Here is an 18,599-nt window from a genome sequence, read left to right on the forward strand (position 1 = left end):
CGATAGATGAAATATTTATATATTTGCATTAGAAAATTTAATATAAAACAGAAAATTATGTCTTTAGTAGGAAAAAAATTCCCAAATGTAACAATCGATGCTATGTCTGAAATGGGTGATGATCTTAGAATCAACATCCTTGAGGAAGCTACTTCTAACCAACAAAAAGTGATCCTGTTCTGGTATCCAAAAGATTTCACTTTCGTATGTCCTACAGAGCTTCACGCTTTTCAGGATGCTTTAGGTGAATTCGCAAAAAGAAACACTAAAGTAATCGGTGCTTCTTGTGATACTAACGAAGTACACTTTGCATGGTTGAACACAGCGAAAGACAACGGAGGTATCGAAGGAGTAACTTACCCACTTTTAGCTGATACTCACAGACAATTAGCTAACATTTTAGGAATCGTAGATCAGGATTTCGAATACAATGAAGATGGAGAAGAAACTTTCACAGGTTCTAACGTGACTTACAGAGCAACTTACCTTATTGACGAAACAGGAAAAATTTTCCATGAGTCTGTAAACGATATGCCTTTAGGAAGAAACGTAAAAGAATATTTAAGATTAATCGACGCTTACACTCACGTTCAAAAACATGGTGAAGTATGTCCTGCAAACTGGGAAGAAGGAAAAGACGCAATGAAAGCTGACAGAAATTCTACCGCAGAATACTTAGCTAAGAACTAATTAAAACAATATAACAATGTAGCAATTACAATAATCTGGCAATAGACTAATGTAACAATATTTAAAATTTAAAATTCATATTTTAATTCTTAAACTGTTACACGATAAAATTGCTACATTGTTAAATTTAATTTTAAAATTTAATTTTATGTATACAGAATTAACAGAAGATACTTTACAAAATATAGTTAACGACAACGAAAAAGTAGTTGTGCAGTATGGTGCAACATGGTGCGGAAACTGCAGAATCATGAAGCCCAAATTCAAAAAATTAGCATCAGAAAACGAGGATATTCCTTTCTTATACGTAGATGCTGAAAAGCTTCCTGAAAGCAGAAAATTAGCCACTGTTGACAACCTTCCTACTTTCGCAGTTTTTAAAAACGGTGAATTGGTGAATCAGGTTCAGAGCAACCAGGCTGAAAGTTTAATTAATCTTTTTAACGAATTACAATAATGAAGTTACCCGTAATCAGACAGTTTTATCAGAATCAGACCCCTGAAAATCTTGAAAAAACATTAGAAGTACTGGAAAGCTTCTGCGAATTCAGAGGTACCAGCGAAGAAGATTTAAATGTAGCTGGAGAACTGATCACTAATATCTGCGGTGCCCTGGAAGTACACGCCAGCGTTCAGAATGGAATGACCGAAAAAGATGCTCTTAATTCTTTTGCACAGAAAGTTTTAGGATCAATCGATAAATAAATTACTTATTGAATCATCTGGTGATTTCATAAATAAGATATTATAAAAACACAATATTACTGAGGACTTTCCTCAATACCTATTTTCTCAATTCTTTAATTTCAATCATAAGAGACGGCTTAAAAGCTTCTGTGATATGCCATTGCTGATGCAGTTGCCACTCTTCATATGGATTAAAGAATCCATCAAAATCCCGGTGAATGTCATCAGGATTTTTTGGATTCAGACATTAAGACTGAATGATTCAGAGATATTAAAAACATCATTCTTATTCCAAAAACACACTTCACTTATCAAAGATTAACAATACTTATTTGTTTGATATTTTCTTCTTAAAGCTAAAAAGCTAAAAAAAATCCTGATGAAATATCATCAGGAACATTATTTTATGAAAGATTAAATCTGAATTTTCAATTTTTAATTCATCATTTTTCACTCTTCATTTACATTAACTTCTTCTGCTCATTAAGATTCTCAGAATGTACCAGAACAGCAACATAATCGATGCAAAAAGCTGTAAAGACGCTCCCACATACTGTCCTGTAGTGTATACGTTTTTAAGTTTACTGGTTTCATACAGAATACTTGCAGAAGCCAAAACCACCATTCCAACTGAGAACCAAAGCCCAAGGTTGAAGCTGAAAATAGCTCCCGCTACAATCGTTCCTATCGAAAGAAAACCTCCGATAATGATGATATTTCTTAAGAATGAAAAATCTCTTTTAGAAGTAAATGCCACTAATGAAAGTCCTGCAAACATAGCAACTGTTAACATCGCAGCCTGGAAAATAATATTACCCCCTCCCTGCATTCCGGCAGCAATAAAAATCATAGGCATAAAGATCAGGGCTTCCAGTATAATATAAAAACCAAGTCCGAAATACTGTGTAGTCCTGCTTTGAGAAAGAGACCATTTAGAAGCCAGCATCGAAGCCAGCCAGAATACTCCGATGATCAGCAACCACGAATATTTCTGTCCAACCATCATAGCAATGACCTCCACCGGAACAGTTTTAAGTAAAATAGTTTCGACCCCGATAAAAGCCAGGATCGATAAAGCAACGTGCAAATACGTTTTTCTGTAAAAAGCCGCCTTTTCCACATCTGAGGAATGAGCCACTAAAACATCTGTCATCATAGTTATACTTTATTATTTGAATATTAATTATTTATCCTTCTTTGCAGGCATTACCCCAAGTATTTTTCCATCCTCTTCAAATACAGCCATAATTACCTCTTTTGAAGAAGAATCTCCTGCGTATTTATAGTTAATGCTTGGCAGGCTGGATCCGTCCATTAGTTTATGGTATCCCGTTTTTAAAATCTCCAGCTTTTTGTTAACATCAAAGCCTTCTTTCACCTTTTTCAGAACATCGTCTGTAACGATTTCTTTTACTTTATCTGAAAGTAACAAGTCAATTGCAGGACGGTCCGAAGATTTCAATGCTGTGACAAACTTTAAAAAGTTCTCATTATACAGATTAATCTTTTCTTTAGTAAGCTGTACCTGAACTTCTTTCTGAGCTTTCTCAACCTTTACGCCGGTTACTTTCTGAGCAAACATCAGTTGTGCAGCAAGCATTGTAAGTCCTAAAAATATTTTTTTCATAATTATTAGATTTTTGGTAAAATTGGTGAGTTAAGATACGAAAATCAGACCACTTCCAAAAATTTCATCGTATCTACATTATCAGCATAAGTATCCAACGACGGGTGCTGCGCTTCTCCAAAAGGAATAGAATCCAACCCAAGCTCTTCTTTGGCAACGATGCACTGGATATTTTCTTCATTTTCAGCGATGAAATTTTCAACCTCTTCCAAAGATGAATATCTGCTGAAATTGATCACAGATAGTGGACTGAAAAGCTTTTCATCCTCTTTCATCATCACAAAGTTATTATCCCAGAATTTATCCTGATTCAGAAGGTAAACCGCTCTGTTATAGTCATAATTATTCGCATATTTATGATGATTGATAATATCCTGGAATCCTACGAAGCTCTCAAAAAGCCTGTCGATCACAAAATCTTCAGGGATAAAAACTCTCGTCACATTTCTGCATCCAAGCCCGAAATATCTGAAAATATCTTCAGCAAGCAGTTGAAGTTCCTCAGGAGTTTCATCTCCCTTTAAAACAGCTGCAGAAGTCCTGTTTTTTCTGATAATGCTTAAATGATTTTTGAAATAGTACTCAAGGTATCGTGCCGTATTATTGCTTCCTGTTGCAATCACAGCATCAAAGTTTTCCAGTCTTTCAACAAATTCAAACTGAACAGCCCCACCGGAAAACTCATTCCATTTTTTCAAAAGGAAAGGAACCATCAGCTTATCCTTTGAAGAAAGTTTAATTAACGGGATATGTCCGCTTAAGACAACCGATATCACATCATGGAATCCTACCAGAGGAATATTTCCGGCCAGAATCAATCCTACTCTTTTTGAAATTTTAGAGACGGAATAGTTTCTGATCCAGTTATTTATATTTTCCTGAGTGAGCAGGTTAGCCCACTCGTTAAGAGCAAATTTCTGATTATCAATGGTAAACCATGGATTCTCTATTTCAGATCTTTTGAGTAATAATTCGAACTCAGTATCAGTCCCATTATCATCTTCTGTATTCTTTGCTAAATACTCTTTTATATACTCACTTAACTTAATAAGTCCTAAAACTTGATTTTCGATATTCATAATTACTTTTAAATTGGGGAATATTTTGTAATTTTGTGCAAATTTAAAAAAAATTAGCGATGGCTATTAAAATAACTGATGAATGCATTAATTGCGGTGCCTGTGAACCGGAATGCCCAAATAATGCAATATATGAAGGGGCCGTAGATTGGAAAGCTTCTGAAGGTACAGCTCTTGCAGGTACTGTAACTATGCCGTCAGGACTTACAGTGGATGCAGATTCTCCGCAGGAACCCGTGAGTGATGATGTATATTTCATTGTAACTGACAAATGTACGGAATGTAAAGGATTCCACGAAGAACCTCAGTGTGCAGCTGTTTGCCCGGTAGACTGTTGCGTTCCTGATGAAGATCACGTAGAATCTGAAGAAGCGCTGCTAGAGAAAAAAGCGTTCTTACACGGTGAATAATAAAGGCTCCGTCTCACCATTATGAGGCGGTTTTTTTAATTTTAGATCTAAAAGAATCTAATAAAATATCAACAATAAACCGCAAGCCCAACCACCTTGCACAACCAAAAAAGTAAAAATATGAGCAAAAAGCACAACTTCAGCGCAGGACCATGCATCTTACCTCAGGAGGTATTCGAAAAATCAGCAGAAGCTATTTTAGATTTCAACGGTATTGGATTGTCTCTTCTCGAAATTTCGCATAGAAGCAAAGATTTCGTAGCGGTAATGGACGAAGCGCGTGCCATTGTGAAAAGACTGATGAACCTTGGTGATGATTATGAAGTACTTTATTTAGGAGGCGGTGCAAGCCTTCAGTTTGCTATGGTTCCTTACAACCTGATGAAAGTGGGCGGTAAAGCTGCTTATCTTGATACAGGAACCTGGGCAGCAGGTGCTGTTAAAGAAGCCAAAAAATTAGGAACAGTAGATGTAATAGGTTCTTCAAAAGAAGAAAACTATTCTTTCATTCCGAAAAATTATACAGTAGGTTCAGAATATGATTATTTCCACTGCACCTCAAACAATACAATCTACGGAACTCAGATGAAATCTTTTCCGGATGTAGATACGTTGATGGTATGTGATATGAGTTCTGACATTTTTTCAAGACAGCTTGATTTCTCCAAATTTGACCTTATCTATGCCGGAGCTCAGAAAAACATGGGACCTGCAGGCGTTACACTGGTGGTTATCAAAAAAGAGATTCTTGGAAAAACAGGAAGAGAAAATATGTTGTCCATACTGGATTATTCTCAGCATATTTCAAAAGAGTCCATGTACAACACACCTCCGGTTTTCCCTGTTTACGCTTCCCTTCTTACCTTACAGTATCTTGAGAAGAATGGAGGAATTGCAGCCGCGGAACAAAGAAATGAAGCCAAAGCAGAACTTTTATATAATGAAATCGACAACAATCCTCTGTTTGAAACGTTCTGTGTAAAAGAAGACCGTTCTCTGATGAATGTTTCGTTCAAATTAACAGACGAAAGCAAAAAAGAAGAATTTGACAATGCATGGAAGGCTGCAGGGATCAGTGGACTGAACGGACACAGAAGCCTTGGAGGATACAGAGCAAGCTTATACAACGCCTTACCGATCGAAAGCGTACAGGTTTTGGTGGATGTTATGAAGTCAATAAAATAACTTATATTAGACGGCCCAAAAAATAAAAAAGATTAAAAGATTTCAGATGCCTGATATCAGATTTTAAAACCTGATTTTGACCATCTTACATCTAGGATCTATTAAGACACTAACACATGAAAGTTTTAGCAAACGACGGAATCTCGAAAACAGGAGAACTGGCACTTACAGAGGCAGGATTTGAAGTTCTGTCCAACAGAGTGGCTCAGAATCACGTTATTAATTTTATTAATGAAAATAACGTAGATATTCTTTTGGTAAGAAGTGCAACGAAAGTAAGACAGGACCTAATTGATGCCTGTCCCAGTCTTAAGATCATCGGGCGCGGTGGTATCGGGATGGACAATATTGACGTAGATTATGCTAAAAGCAAAGGAATAAAGGTGATCAACACTCCTACTGCATCTTCAAAATCAGTAGCCGAACTTGTTTTCGGACATTTTTTCGCATTGGCAAGATTCCTTCACGAATCGAACCGACTGATGCCATTGGAGGGAGAAACCCACTTCGATGCTATGAAAAAGTCATTCAGTAAAGCGTATGAACTTTCCGGAAAAACTCTTGGAGTAATAGGATTTGGAAGTATCGGACAGGAAGTAGTGAAAATGGGAATAGCATTAGGAATGAAAATTAAAGTATTGACAAAGAATCCAAAGACAAAAGTTCTTTCACTGGACTTTTTCGACGGGCAGAGTCTTAATTTTGAGATCACTTCCACCAATGATATGGATGCTTTCCTGAAAGACACAGACTTCATCAGCATCAATACTTCTAAAACAAATGAATATATCATAGACACGCCTCAGTTTGAAAAAATGAAAGACGGAGTCTACATCGTGAATACTGCAAGAGGAGGTGTAATCAATGAAGTTACTCTTCTGGATTTCATCGAATCTGAGAAAGTAGCAGGAGCTGCACTGGACGTGTTTGAGAACGAACCTAGCCCAGAACTTCCTTTACTGATGAACCCTGCGCTGTCTCTTTCACCCCATGTAGGTGGAAATACAGTGGATGCACAGGAAAAAATCGGCGCAGAACTTGCAGAACAAATTATTAAGCTACAAAAAGAAACCATAAGATAAAATATGCCTGTTTTTAAACCTTTCCGTGGAATAAGACCTCATAAAGACTTTGAGAGCACCTTCCCTACCCATCCGCTGGATAATTTTACCCAGGAGGAAATTACAGAGAAAGCTCAAGTTGAAAATACTTACATCAACATGATTAAACCCTATGTTGTAAGTAAATCTAAAGATATTGACCGGAATTTAAGAAAAATCCGTTCAACGTTTGAAGAGCTTCTGGATGAAAAAAAACTGATTCAGGATAGCTCAGCGTATTATCTTTATGAGCAAATATACCCCAACAAACAGGTTTTCAGAGGCTTGCTTGGATTAGCGAGCATTGAAGATTTCTGGAACGGAAAGATTAAAAGGCATGAGAGTACCATTCCTCAGAAAAAGGAAAAGCTTGCTCACTACCTTGAAAAAGTAAACCTGCAGGCAGAACCTGTACTGCTTACCTATCCTTCGAATTCCAAGATCGAACTTCTGATGAATCATGAAGAAAAGAATGTTCCTATTTTCAATCATATCGATTCTATAGGAATCAGACACAAGATATGGAGAATAGACAACCGTCTGAAACTTCAGCAGTTTAAAGAAGTAATTGATCAGATCGATTCGTTTTACATTGCTGACGGCCATCATAGAATTGGCTCTACAGCATTGAATGCGAAATATCATAAAGAGAAAAACAAAAGACATAACGGTACTGAAGCCTATAACTTCGTATACAGTTTCATCGTCTCCAACCAATCGATCAAAATCCATGATTACAACAGGATATTAAGCGATCTTAACGGTCTTTCCAGTGAAGAGTTTTTAAAAGAACTGGACCAGTACTTCCTGATCCATGAAAAAGGAGAAACCTCCTATTTTCCATCTCAGAAGTTTCATATTTCGATGTATCTGGATGGTAAATTCTATTCTCTTCATGTGAAACATGATCTCCGTTCAAGAGAAATGTCTCTGGATAATCTGGACCACCATCTTTTAGATAAATACATTTTCAAAAATATCCTTAAAATAGAAAATTCAGACAGTTCTGAGAAGATCTCTTATGCAAAGGGAACTTCCAATATTCAGGGGATCAACTTTTTGAAGGAGAAAATAGACAGTGGTGAAGGGAAGGTAGGTTTTGGAATATATCCGGTGAGTTTCAATGATATGATCAAAATTTCAGACCTGAAACTGAGCATGCCTCCGAAATGTACATTCATCGAACCAAAATTGGTTACAGCAATGTTAATGTACGATATGAAACCTTAATAAATTCCTATTTTTTCCCTACTTTTATCATCGGAAAAAGAAAGGTAAATAAAAAATGAAAAAAATCTTCATTATACTTCCACTCTTTTTGAGTGGATTTTTATTTTCTCAAAAAAAGCCACTCAAAAAGCCTGCTAAAAAGGTGACCCTGGCGAAATTCAACTATCACGATGAATTTAAAAAGATCTCGGACGAGATCATGACCAACGGCGCAGCTTATGAAAATCTCGGCGAGCTTACCAAAAAAATAGGCCCGCGATTCAGTGGAACTTCCGGCTATATAAAAGCGGTGGAATGGGCAGAAAAAAAACTCAAATCTATCGGCATTGAAATGATCTGGCGAATGGAAGCTAAAGCTCCGGTATGGATCAGGGGAAAAGAATCCCTGGAGATAAAAACGGCTAATGGAGATTGGAAAAACATCAGAATGCTGTCATTCGGAAATTCTGAAGGGACAGGCGGAAAAGATCTTACAGGGGATATTGTTTTAATCAATTCAACTTCCGAACTGAATGCCATGTCCGTGGGGCAATTGAAAGGTAAAATAGTATTCGCTAATCTTCCAATGGACCCAAAGATCATTAATACAAATGATTCTTATTTGGCCACCGCAAAATCCAAATTAATCTCTGCTTCTGTGATTGCAAAAACAGGAGCAAAAGCTTTAATTATAAGATCTTTAACAACAGCAATGGATGATACACCCCATGCAAAAATGGTGTATTATGAACCAGATGACAAAGTAAGAATTCCTGCCTTATCCATTGGAGTAAAGTCTGCTGACGAATTAGAAAAATTATTAAAAAATCAAAAGGTTTCCGCCAAAATAAATATGACTGCACAGTCAAAAGGTGACACGACCAATCCTAATATTATTGCCGAAATTCAAGGTAAAAAGGACGCTAAAGTGATTGTTTTAGGAGCTCAATTAGATTCGTGGGATTTTGGGGAAGGCGCTGTTGATGACGGAACCGGTATTGCACAGTGCATTGAAGTTTTAAGAACATTCAAAGCGCTTGGTATCGAAAATAATCATACGATAAGAGTTGTCTTTTATGCCAACAGCGAAAACGGAGGACAAGGACGCGAAATGTATGCAGCCTATGTGAAAAAAAGAGATGAAAAACATGTTTTTGCTTTAGGAACAGATGCGGGAGGATATTCACCAAGAGGATTTTCCTTAGATATGCCGCCACAAAGAAGAAAGCAGATTTTCGAATGGAAGAACTATTTTCTTCCTTACGGGATTTATGATTTTGACCAAACTGAAGCTATTCAGGATATATCCCCACTGAAAAAGCTGGATATTCCTTTGGCCGAACTGGTGGTAGATACTCAAAGGTACTTCGATTACCATCACTCTGAACAAGATACTTTTGATAAAGTGAACAAAAGAGAACTTCTTTTGGGTGCTGTTGCCATGACACAACTGATTTTTATGATCGACAAAAACTGGTAATATGAAAAAGACTGTCACCCTTTCGCTTTTAGTAACAGGTATGGCTGTTTTCGGACAGTTTAAAGAAGACTCAATCCAGTTCAGTAAAATCTCTTCAGAAATCCTGAACAATGGAAAAGGTTATACAGAGCTGAAAGACCTTACTAAAAACATTGGAAACCGTTTAAGCGGATCAGAAGCATATGAAAAGTCCGTAAAATGGGCGGAACAAAAACTTCGTGATGCAGGAGCTGATAAGGTTTGGCTTCAGGAGGTAATGATTCCGGTTTGGGTGAGAGGAAAAGAATCTCTGCAAATTAAAACTGCCGATGGTCAATGGAAGAAACTGAAAATGCTTTCCCTGGGAAATTCTGAAGGAACTGGTGGAAAAGATGTTTCCGGCGAGATCATTATGGTAAAGTCTTTAGAAGAATACGACAGGCTCACCGAATCTCAAGTAAAGGATAAGATCGTATTCTTTAACCATCCTTTCAATCAGTCATATGCGCAAACATTTATTGCTTATCGCGAAGCTGGAGCATACAGGAGGTCTGCAGCTATTTTAACGGCTAAAAAAGGTGGAAAATTTGCTATTATCAGATCTTTGTCTTCAGCATTTGATGACGTTCCTCATACCGGCAATATGCGTTATGAGGATAACATTTCCAAAGTGCCGGCTGTAACGATCGGAAACACTACAGCTGATGAGCTGGAAAAATTATTAAAAAATAAGAAAGTTACTGCAAAGCTCAATTCCAATTGCGGTATGAAAGGCGAAAAGCTTTCTCATTCTGTCATCGGTGAAATCACGGGTAAAAAGGACCAAAGTGTGATTGTCGTCGGTGGACATTTAGATTCCTGGGATGTAGGTGAAGGTGCCCATGACGACGGTGCTGGAATCGTACAGAGCATTGAAGTTTTGAGAACGTTTAAAAAACTTGGAATACAGAATAATCATACCATCAGAGCCGTGTGTTTTGCCAACGAGGAAAATGGAACGAAAGGTGGAAAGCAATATGGAAAAACCGCGAGAGACAGCAATGAGAAGCATCTTTTTGCCATAGAGTCTGATGCAGGAGGCTTTTCACCAAGAGGAATTTCCCTGGAAATGGATGATAAAAACAGCACCCAAATCCAAAGTTGGGTAAACCTTTTTCTGCCATACGGGGTTTATAATTTTGACGGAAAGTATTCGGGATCAGATATTGCTCCCCTCCATGAAATGGGAGTTCCAACAGCAGAACTGGTGCCTGATCCGCAGCGCTATTTTGACATTCACCATACAGAAGAAGACACTTTTGAAAAAGTCAACCGCAGAGAATTACTATTAGGCTCTGTGGTGATGACACAGCTTATTTATATGATCGACAAAAACTGGTAAACTATGAAAAAGATAATTGGAACTTCGTTATTATTCTTAGGGATGGCTGTTTTTAGCCAAAATAAAGAAGACTCGATACAGTTCAGCAAGATTTCCACAGAAATACTGAATAATGGAAAAGGCTATACTGAACTTCGGGATTTAAGCAAAAACATAGGTCATCGCCTCAGTGGCTCCCCAGCTTATGAGAAAGCTGTTAAATGGGCAGAACAGAAGCTTCGGGATGCCGGTGCTGATAAGGTTTGGCTACAGGAAGTTATGGTTCCGGTCTGGACCAGAGGAAAAGAATCTCTTCAAATTAAAACAGCAGATGGAAAATGGAAAAATCTGAAGATGCTTTCTCTCGGAAATTCTGAAGGCACAGGAGGAAAAGATATCACCGGCGAAATCATTGTTGTGAAATCAATGGATGAATACGACAAGCTTACAGCAGATCAAGTAAAGGATAAAATAGTGTTCTTTAACTACCCTTTCAATCAATCTTTTGTAGAAACATTTAAAGGCTATAGTGACGCTGCAAAATACCGGGTAACTGCGGCGGTATTGACTGCCAAAAAAGGAGGAAAGTTTGCGATTATACGGTCTCTTTCTTCAGCATTTGATGATGTACCCCATACTGGCGCCATGCGTTATGACGATAAAATTCCAAAACTCCCGGCAATAGCTATTGGAAGTACTACAGCGGACGAGCTCGAGGCACTTTTAAAAACACAGAAAATCACCGCAAAGCTTAATTCCAACTGCGGAATGAAAGGTGAAAAGCTCTCCCACTCTGTTATAGGTGAGATCACAGGCAAAAAAGACCAGAGTGTGATCGTAGTCGGAGGACACCTTGATTCCTGGGATGTAGGTGAAGGTGCCCACGATGACGGCGCTGGAATTGTTCAAAGTATTGAAGTCCTGAGAACATTTAAAAAATTAGGGATTAAAAATAATCACACCATCCGGGTAGTTTGTTTTGCCAATGAGGAAAATGGCGTAAAAGGTGGCATCCAATATGGAAAGACCGCCAAAGAAAAGAATGAAAAGCATCTTTTTGCCATAGAGTCCGATGCAGGTGGTTTTGCTCCAAGAGGCATTGCTCTGGAAATGGATGATGAAAAAAGAAATCAGATCAAGAGCTGGTCCGGATTATTCTACCCTTATGGAGTGTACAACTTTGAAGGAAAATATTCAGGAACAGATATTTACCCGCTTCATGACATGGGTGTTCCGACAGCAGAATTGGTTCCGGATTCTCAACGGTATTTTGATATTCATCATACAGAAGAGGATACTTTTGAAAAGGTTAACCGAAGAGAACTTCTTCTGGGAGCTGCGACAATGACACAGATCATTTATATGATTGATAAAAACTGGTAGGTCATATTTTAAAGTAGAGATTTATTAAAAATACATTTTGTCGACAAGTTGACTCTTACGGGTTGACTTGTTGATTTTTTTTACTCATTTTGATTGATCGATATATACTGTGAATGTCTTGCAGTTATAAACCACCCCGTCAAAAATTCTTTAAATTTTCGCTACCCCTCCGGAGGAGGGGAATGTGCTCCCGGTAAATTGAATTTTAGTGGATTCAATTGGATAGAATTTATTTTTCCATTTTCTTCATCATTCTTCTATACTTGAATTCGTAAAGAAATAAATTCCAGTAATGTCTTGGTCCTCCACCAGACTCCCGGTTAATATCGAACTTTGCTCCGTCCAAAGCATAGCCCGGAAGTGTAATCTTTGAATGAAACATCGGCTGATTATCCTTTATTTTCTCAAAATAATCTGGGTTCAGATTTGATTTTCTGTAATACTGAATCTCAATAACCGTTTCTTTTCTTAATGCTTTAAAAACATAAAGGTTAACATCGTAAAGATCTTCATATTCATTCTTGAGCACTCCAATAACCTGGTCTAACGGCTGGGGTATTTTATATCTATTTATCTTCCATCTGGATTTTCTGATTTCACCAAAGTTTTCACCCTTAAACTCATTACAATCTGAAATAATAAAAGTCATATGATGTGAAATTTTGTTCCATGATCGTTCTTCTGCTAATTTTATAAGTCTGACGGCACTGATTTCTATATTCTTTTCTAAACTTTCGTGAGTCATGAGGGATATTTATATAAACTTAAAACAACTTAATGCTAAAAATAAGTTAAAAAAATCACTTTGGCATGAAATTCGCAAGGTAATTCATTGAAAAAAAATTATTTAAAGCACAAAAGATGAATAAAGGTTACCGCGGGATATTCAGTTTCCGCTGAGCCGGATAAAGGCTATTTATCATTTTATATGATCCTTTTTCTTTAGATACCGTATACAACGGAAGAGATAATCCTCTTATCAATTCCATTTACGATGTACTGTGTACGGTGTCATAAAGCTCATGAATCCCATTCCGGATTCAATACTGCTTTTAATTCAATTTTCTGGGTAGCTAAAGTATACCCTGATGCTAGACAACCAAACGGCCATAAGATCATGACCTTAGCCAAGTTTTAACCATGATCCATGTGCCATCAATTTATAACGGAAAATGATTCCGGACCGTTCTATCAAAGGACGGAAGACAAATGTATAACCCTTAAAAAGTGATTATGATGAGAGACTTTTTTGAAATGATTTTTAAGAGAAATGAAGACGCCGCAAAAATGAATATCTGGAGCCTTATGCTTCTGTTAAGTTTTGGTGTTTTTTCCGTACTTGTGTACCTTATATATGCTACAGAACCTGGTTTTAACAGCCTGATAGTATACCTTACCGCATTTGCGGCATACCTCGGCTTTGGACTTGTATTTATCAGTTCTCTGGCGAGAAAAATGAATTCCTCGAATTTGAGGAAGAAATCAAGACACGCATAACTTTAATTTCAATTTTACTATAAAGACCGTTCAATCCATTTGAACGGTCTTTTTTTCTGCTTTATAACTACAATTTTTGAAATTTACTATCCTTTTTTTGCAATCACAAAAGAAACATACGTTTTTCAACACTTTAGTTTTTTCAGCTCAAAAATTGATGTATAAAGAGTTTATATCAATTTTCACAATCATACCCTCTCACCAACCAGCAGAATGAATGATCTATTTAAAACTCTAAAACCCTATTCTATAGTCTCAAATCCCTTTAGATTTCCAAAAACTCTTTCTTCTCCAGCTTCACGTCCATTTCTTTACCGTCCCTTCTTATTTTCACATTGATCATATTCTGTCCGCTCTCTATTCTATTGAGAAAATAGTGACACGCACCCTCTTTGTCAAGATGATCAAGATTTACATTATTGATGCTGAGAATAGCATCCCCTATTTTCAGAGGAAAACCTTCTTCCTGAAACACAAAGGCAACTGTGGGTTTTGTATCTAAAAACCGATATCCAAAACCAAAAGACTCCAGTTTGGCAGGCTCGTTTCTGATTCGTTTCATATAGATCCTGTTTCCGGACCAGTCCAGGATAAAAATAAAATTTTTAAAGAAATCATTTCCAATCAGGCTTGTGCTTCCTGTGGCTATTATTTCATTTGAAAAACTTTTGTTACCCAGTGACAGACCTGCTGTCCTGAAAATATGCCCGGGAGCAGGCTTTGCAGCCCCGTAAGCGCCCACCGAGTTCGTTCCGTAGACTTCGACACTCTTTACAGCTTTTCCGGCATTATAAGCATTGTCTGCGATTTTTAATCTTCCGGAAAATCCGGTATCAAAAGTGAAATCTATTTTTTTACCCTGCAGGTCGATTTCCACTACAGGTGTTTTTTGCGCTCTCGGACTGAAAGGAATAACCATATCAAAATCTGCAGGATTAAACTGATCAAGGTCCTTTGAAGCTTCCAATAAGTTTTCTGAATAATTGATTTTCCAGAACAGCTTCGCCATTTGGTTAGCCCCCAGAATACCATCTATCTTGAAGCAGCTGAGTTCGGAAACACTCAAATCCATGACAACAACACCTACATCAGTGAAAACGGCTTTATCTACAGTCATTTCCGGTAGAATGGTAAAGATCTGTTCCTGTTTATTTTTCTGCGAATCCTTTACGGTACTTCTATGCTTTTTCTCCAGCCCCAGCTCCTTATAGACCGCTGTAGAAATTACTGTCGGAGCTCCGGTATCGAAAAGAAAATTATAAGATTTCCCATTGATGCTTACCTGAACAAAAGGCAGATCATTGGCAAATCTAAGATTCATCTTTTCTACGGGATTTTGAAGCTGTACTTCCCCGCTTTTGAAGAACTTCTTTCCCTGTGCGGGAAAAGTAGCTGTGGAAAGCACGAGGAGGCTGTAGAGGATTTTTTTCATGAAATTACTTTACACGAAAATAGCGATTTTGATCTATATAAGCTATCAAAATCCCTTTCAACCATCAGAATATAAAACAAAAAAAGCCGTCCTCCCGGACGGCTTTAAATATATTGAATATTCAATTACTGTACTTTTACAAGCTCAACATCGAAGATCAACCAAGCGTTTGGTGGAATAACACCTCCTGCTCCTCTTTCTCCATAAGCCATTGCTGGCGGGATCAATAATGTAGCCGTTTCGCCTTCTTTAAGCAACAGGATACCTTCATCCCATCCTTTGATTACTCTTCCCATTCCGATTGGAATTTCGATTGGCTCGTTTCTTTTGAATGAAGAATCGAATTCTGTACCGTCGATTAATTTACCTGCATAGTGTACAGATACATTGTCACCGGATTTAGGAGCTTTTGCACCTGCCACTGTTTTGGTGATTTTGTAATATAATCCTGATTCAGTTTTCTGCATTCCAGCTTTTAGGTCTTCAACCATTTTCTCCTGGTTAGCTTTGAACTCCTCTTCTTTTTTCTTTTTGTCAGCTTCTTCTTTAGCGATATAAGCCTTATTATTTTCTGCGATTTTAGCTTTTCCTTCTGTGAAAGTTTTTGCTGCATCATAGTTTTTGTAAGCATCACCTTTACCAAAAATAGAAACTTTTTCTAAAACGATATCCGTTTTTGGCTTATCCTGAGCTCCTTTTTCTACATTAGCGATCACATCAATTACATCATTGCCTTTCACTACTTTTCCGAAGATCGTATGTCTTCCGTCTAACCAAGGAGTAGCTACTTCAGTAATGAAAAACTGAGAACCATTGGTATTAGGTCCTGAATTCGCCATAGAAAGGATTCCTTTTCCTGTATGCTTAAGGTCGTTCTTCTCGTCCTCGAATTTATATCCAGGATCTCCCATTCCTGTTCCCTGAGGATCACCTCCCTGAATCATGAAATCTTTGATCACTCTGTGGAAAATAGTTCCATCATAAAAAGGAACTCCTTTAGCCTTAGCTTTGTTATCTATTTTCCCTTCTGCAAGACCAATAAAATTGGCTACAGTTACCGGTGCTTTTTTGTCTTCGAACTGCACGATCAGGTTTCCTTTAGAAGTCTGAAGATTTGCATAAAGTCCGTCATTAAGACCTTCGTAAGTTTCTTTGTCTACGTTCATTTTTTTATAGATTGGGGTACAACTCATCAGCGAGATACTAGCCGCTGCCAGAATTATATTCTTGTTAAACAATTTCATTATTTATAGAGCTTTTAATTTTATGATCAATGGTATATCGTTGTCTATATTCTTCTCGTCTCCAAAGGTTCCGTAGGCCAGTGAAGAAGGTACCAAAAGCGTTACTTCCTCTCCATCATGCATAAAACGCAAAGCATTCTCTACCGCTTTCAGTTCATCAAAATGCCCAAATCTGGCATCTCTTCTTTCAAAAGGTTTATCATAGATCTTGGTTTCATCAAAATCATACAGATCGTAAGAATAAGAAATCGGCGTATCATCCGCTCTTCTTGTTCTCTGATCAAAACCTTCAACAGTTACCCAGTAATTAAGCTGTGTAGGATAATACTTCACAGACTGCCCGGTGATCCAATCCTGAATCTGGCCTCTTTCAATAGTATTCAGATTTCTCATCCTTTCCTTTGAAACATCCAGATCTTTCTGACTCAACACTCCACCAACAGGAGGATGCGCTACAGGAGCTTTCCGGTTGCAGCTTAACAGACTTACTGCTGATATGAAGAGTAATTTTTTCATAAACTTTTGCGAAAATACGCATTTCGGGGAAATATTGTTCAATAGGTTTTAAAAAATTTAGCAGAAAATGATGAAGTATTTTCCGGGGATGGAATTATAGGAGATTTAAATATTGAAAAATTTAAGGATTTAAAGATTTTCACTACAAAAGTGACAAAAGATTTGAAACAATTAAGTGTATTTAAAGTTTGAAATTCAACGGCAAAAAGGACATTTAAGTTTTATCAAAATCTTTGATTTTCAGATGATGCATCTTATTGTTTTCGGGTTGGTAAAACTTTTATAACCAAAACATCTAACAATAAAAGCTTTGTTCCTTTTGTGATTAAACAGATGGTTTATTTAAAACAAAAATCACCCCGTAAAGAGGTGATCATATGCTTTATGTTATTCAAATATTACTGAAGTGTCACTTTAATCATCTGTGGCAGAGAAGGAAGTGTATTAAACTGATTCGGATTAGCTAACTGTTTTACAGGCTGGTTTTCAGTCTGTGCAGGCTGAGATCCTATGTGAGCACCCGGAAAAGAACTCTCCAATGTTCCACTGTCAAAAAGGCCTATGATAGAAGATATGTCCCCTCTTGTTGAACCATCTACTCCATTATTAACAGCAGCTATAAACCAGTCATTAGATTGTCCGTACATGGTGGCCAGTGCAATACGGTCACCTTTACGGGCAGAGATTGTTTGCGAAACTTTACCTCCATTGTTCCCGTTTATTCTTGGAAGTAGAATATTTGTAGCCTGATCTTTAAGAACATATACTTCTTTTACACCAGACTTAGTTTTAAGAAAAGAGGCCAAAACATCTGCATTACCCTGTTGGGAAAGCTCCTTTAAACCTTGTTCTCTGTCATTTTCCCCGGTCTTAAAAATAGGATTATCATTCCCGCTGTACACTACAACCAATACCGGTGAGAAAGCCGAATTTGGCCCTGTAATCCCTGTGAGGTACTGGCTCAGGGCTGTTGTCTTTCCGGTTTCAGCAAGTTCTGTTAATCCATTGGCGGATAGTTTTCCAGGTGAAAATATAGGATCTTCTTTCACAAGTGTTGTTCCTGAAATATGTGAAACAGCCCAGATCCCTGCACTGATAGGTGTTTCGTTGACTGTACCACCGGAAGTATTGGTTAATTTTAATGTAAATTTTGTTCCTCCTTCGTGCGTAAGCTCAGCTTTAAGCAGTTGGGACGCTGGAATAGTTAATGCAATTTCTGAAACATTTTTCAGAGGAGATTCCAGGGTGCCAGGGTGAGGCAATGCAGAGTCATTGGCACGTGTACCATTATCCCAAAGCCTGATTTGGGAAGAAACATTCCCGGTTACCGGAGTTCCGTTATCCTGATATAGTTTTATTCCCGGATTGGCAGGAGCAAAGAATAAATCATGACTATTTTCATACCTCGCAGCAAAGCTTACTGCCTGTCCTTTTCCCGCATAAAATGTAAAAGAAGCTGATTCACCCGGATTAATAAGCGGTGATGATCCTGCATTCTGGAAGGTTCCAAACTGCGTCATTGATTTTCCCTCTATCACATTTTCTACCGTAATAACGGCCGATTCATTAACCGCTGATTCTGCATCATCATCTTTACTGCATGAGAAAAATGCTAAAATGCTCACCATTGAAAGCAGCCCGAGAGGTAATTTGAACTTCATGAATTTCATACTATTCTAAATTTTCTGAAAAATTACCAATATTTAACGAGAAAATAAAAA

The 18,599-nt window shown here is 37.6% G+C and carries 19 protein-coding genes; 11 read left to right on the plus strand and 8 right to left on the minus strand.

From position 1 onward, the window contains the following. The first annotated feature begins 57 nt into the window (after positions 1-57). The 3 genes from IW16_RS24355 to IW16_RS24365 all read left to right on the plus strand — a co-directional run bounded on the left by IW16_RS24355 (position 58) and on the right by IW16_RS24365 (position 1,395). The gene (locus IW16_RS24355) at positions 58-690 is read left to right on the plus strand and encodes a peroxiredoxin (RefSeq protein ID WP_034750966.1); all 633 of its coding nucleotides are present in this window, start codon (positions 58-60) and stop codon (positions 688-690) included. Positions 691-838: 148 nt separating this feature from the next. Next, positions 839-1,147 (plus strand): thioredoxin family protein, encoded by a 309-nt coding sequence (locus IW16_RS24360; RefSeq protein WP_034750969.1) that lies wholly within the window; start codon positions 839-841, stop codon positions 1,145-1,147. Further along, positions 1,147-1,395, plus strand: coding sequence for a DUF6952 family protein (locus IW16_RS24365; RefSeq protein WP_034750972.1), 249 nt, complete (start codon positions 1,147-1,149; stop codon positions 1,393-1,395). The genes IW16_RS24360 and IW16_RS24365 overlap by 1 nt, the downstream gene beginning before the upstream one ends. Before the next feature lie 448 nt (positions 1,396-1,843). Here the strand turns inward: IW16_RS24365 and IW16_RS24370 are convergent, their stop codons facing one another. The 3 genes from IW16_RS24370 to IW16_RS24380 are packed head-to-tail and all read right to left on the minus strand — an operon-like array spanning position 1,844 to position 4,083. Next, the gene (locus IW16_RS24370; protein ID WP_034750975.1) at positions 1,844-2,533 is read right to left on the minus strand and encodes a Bax inhibitor-1/YccA family protein; all 690 of its coding nucleotides are present in this window, start codon (positions 2,531-2,533) and stop codon (positions 1,844-1,846) included. A 27-nt stretch (positions 2,534-2,560) separates the two neighbouring features. Further along, positions 2,561-3,004 (minus strand): hypothetical protein, encoded by a 444-nt coding sequence (locus IW16_RS24375; protein WP_034750977.1) that lies wholly within the window; start codon positions 3,002-3,004, stop codon positions 2,561-2,563. 44 nt (positions 3,005-3,048) lie between these two features. Further along, the gene (locus tag IW16_RS24380) at positions 3,049-4,083 is read right to left on the minus strand and encodes an acyl-CoA reductase (protein WP_034750979.1); all 1,035 of its coding nucleotides are present in this window, start codon (positions 4,081-4,083) and stop codon (positions 3,049-3,051) included. A gap of 59 nt (positions 4,084-4,142) precedes the next feature. Here IW16_RS24380 and IW16_RS24385 point away from each other — a divergent pair, with 59 nt between their 5' ends. The 7 genes from IW16_RS24385 (at position 4,143) to IW16_RS24415 (ending at position 12,189) form a co-directional block, all read left to right on the plus strand. Next, on the plus strand, positions 4,143-4,493 hold the full coding sequence (locus IW16_RS24385; protein ID WP_034750982.1) for a 4Fe-4S binding protein: 351 nt from the start codon (positions 4,143-4,145) through the stop codon (positions 4,491-4,493). Positions 4,494-4,613: 120 nt separating this feature from the next. Further along, positions 4,614-5,678, plus strand: a complete 1,065-nt coding sequence (gene serC, locus IW16_RS24390) for a 3-phosphoserine/phosphohydroxythreonine transaminase (protein WP_034750984.1) — start codon at positions 4,614-4,616, stop codon at positions 5,676-5,678. Positions 5,679-5,794: 116 nt separating this feature from the next. After that, a complete protein-coding gene (locus IW16_RS24395; protein ID WP_034750987.1) occupies positions 5,795-6,760 on the plus strand; it encodes a D-2-hydroxyacid dehydrogenase in 966 nt (321 codons plus the stop codon). Positions 6,761-6,763: 3 nt separating this feature from the next. After that, positions 6,764-8,008 carry a DUF1015 domain-containing protein gene (locus tag IW16_RS24400; protein ID WP_034750989.1) on the plus strand — a complete coding sequence of 415 codons (1,245 nt, stop codon included), beginning with the start codon at positions 6,764-6,766 and terminating at the stop codon, positions 8,006-8,008. Positions 8,009-8,063: 55 nt separating this feature from the next. Beyond that, on the plus strand, positions 8,064-9,467 hold the full coding sequence (locus IW16_RS24405) for a M20/M25/M40 family metallo-hydrolase (protein ID WP_084694616.1): 1,404 nt from the start codon (positions 8,064-8,066) through the stop codon (positions 9,465-9,467). A 1-nt stretch (position 9,468) separates the two neighbouring features. Further along, entirely contained in the window at positions 9,469-10,827 is a 1,359-nt protein-coding gene (locus IW16_RS24410) for a M28 family peptidase (protein ID WP_034750990.1), read from the plus strand. A 3-nt stretch (positions 10,828-10,830) separates the two neighbouring features. Next, entirely contained in the window at positions 10,831-12,189 is a 1,359-nt protein-coding gene (locus IW16_RS24415; RefSeq protein ID WP_051890711.1) for a M20/M25/M40 family metallo-hydrolase, read from the plus strand. 229 nt (positions 12,190-12,418) lie between these two features. Here IW16_RS24415 and IW16_RS24420 read toward each other — a convergent pair whose 3' ends face one another. After that, positions 12,419-12,934, minus strand: a complete 516-nt coding sequence (locus IW16_RS24420; RefSeq protein WP_034750991.1) for a hypothetical protein — start codon at positions 12,932-12,934, stop codon at positions 12,419-12,421. 488 nt (positions 12,935-13,422) lie between these two features. Here IW16_RS24420 and IW16_RS24425 point away from each other — a divergent pair, with 488 nt between their 5' ends. After that, complete coding sequence (locus IW16_RS24425) at positions 13,423-13,686, plus strand: hypothetical protein (protein ID WP_131327982.1); 264 nt, start codon at positions 13,423-13,425, stop codon at positions 13,684-13,686. Positions 13,687-13,951: 265 nt separating this feature from the next. Here IW16_RS24425 and IW16_RS24430 read toward each other — a convergent pair whose 3' ends face one another. From IW16_RS24430 to IW16_RS24445, 4 genes are all read right to left on the minus strand, one after another. Then, positions 13,952-15,118, minus strand: coding sequence for a retropepsin-like aspartic protease (locus IW16_RS24430; protein WP_034750997.1), 1,167 nt, complete (start codon positions 15,116-15,118; stop codon positions 13,952-13,954). Positions 15,119-15,243: 125 nt separating this feature from the next. After that, on the minus strand, positions 15,244-16,284 hold the full coding sequence (locus tag IW16_RS24435; RefSeq protein WP_223878181.1) for a peptidylprolyl isomerase: 1,041 nt from the start codon (positions 16,282-16,284) through the stop codon (positions 15,244-15,246). A gap of 81 nt (positions 16,285-16,365) precedes the next feature. Beyond that, complete coding sequence (locus IW16_RS24440) at positions 16,366-16,878, minus strand: FKBP-type peptidyl-prolyl cis-trans isomerase (protein ID WP_034751004.1); 513 nt, start codon at positions 16,876-16,878, stop codon at positions 16,366-16,368. Positions 16,879-17,276: 398 nt separating this feature from the next. After that, positions 17,277-18,539 (minus strand): spondin domain-containing protein, encoded by a 1,263-nt coding sequence (locus IW16_RS24445; RefSeq protein ID WP_051890781.1) that lies wholly within the window; start codon positions 18,537-18,539, stop codon positions 17,277-17,279. Positions 18,540-18,599: the final 60 nt, after the last annotated feature.

The organism is Chryseobacterium vrystaatense (genome assembly GCF_000737765.1).
Lineage (GTDB): Bacteria > Bacteroidota > Bacteroidia > Flavobacteriales > Weeksellaceae > Chryseobacterium > Chryseobacterium vrystaatense.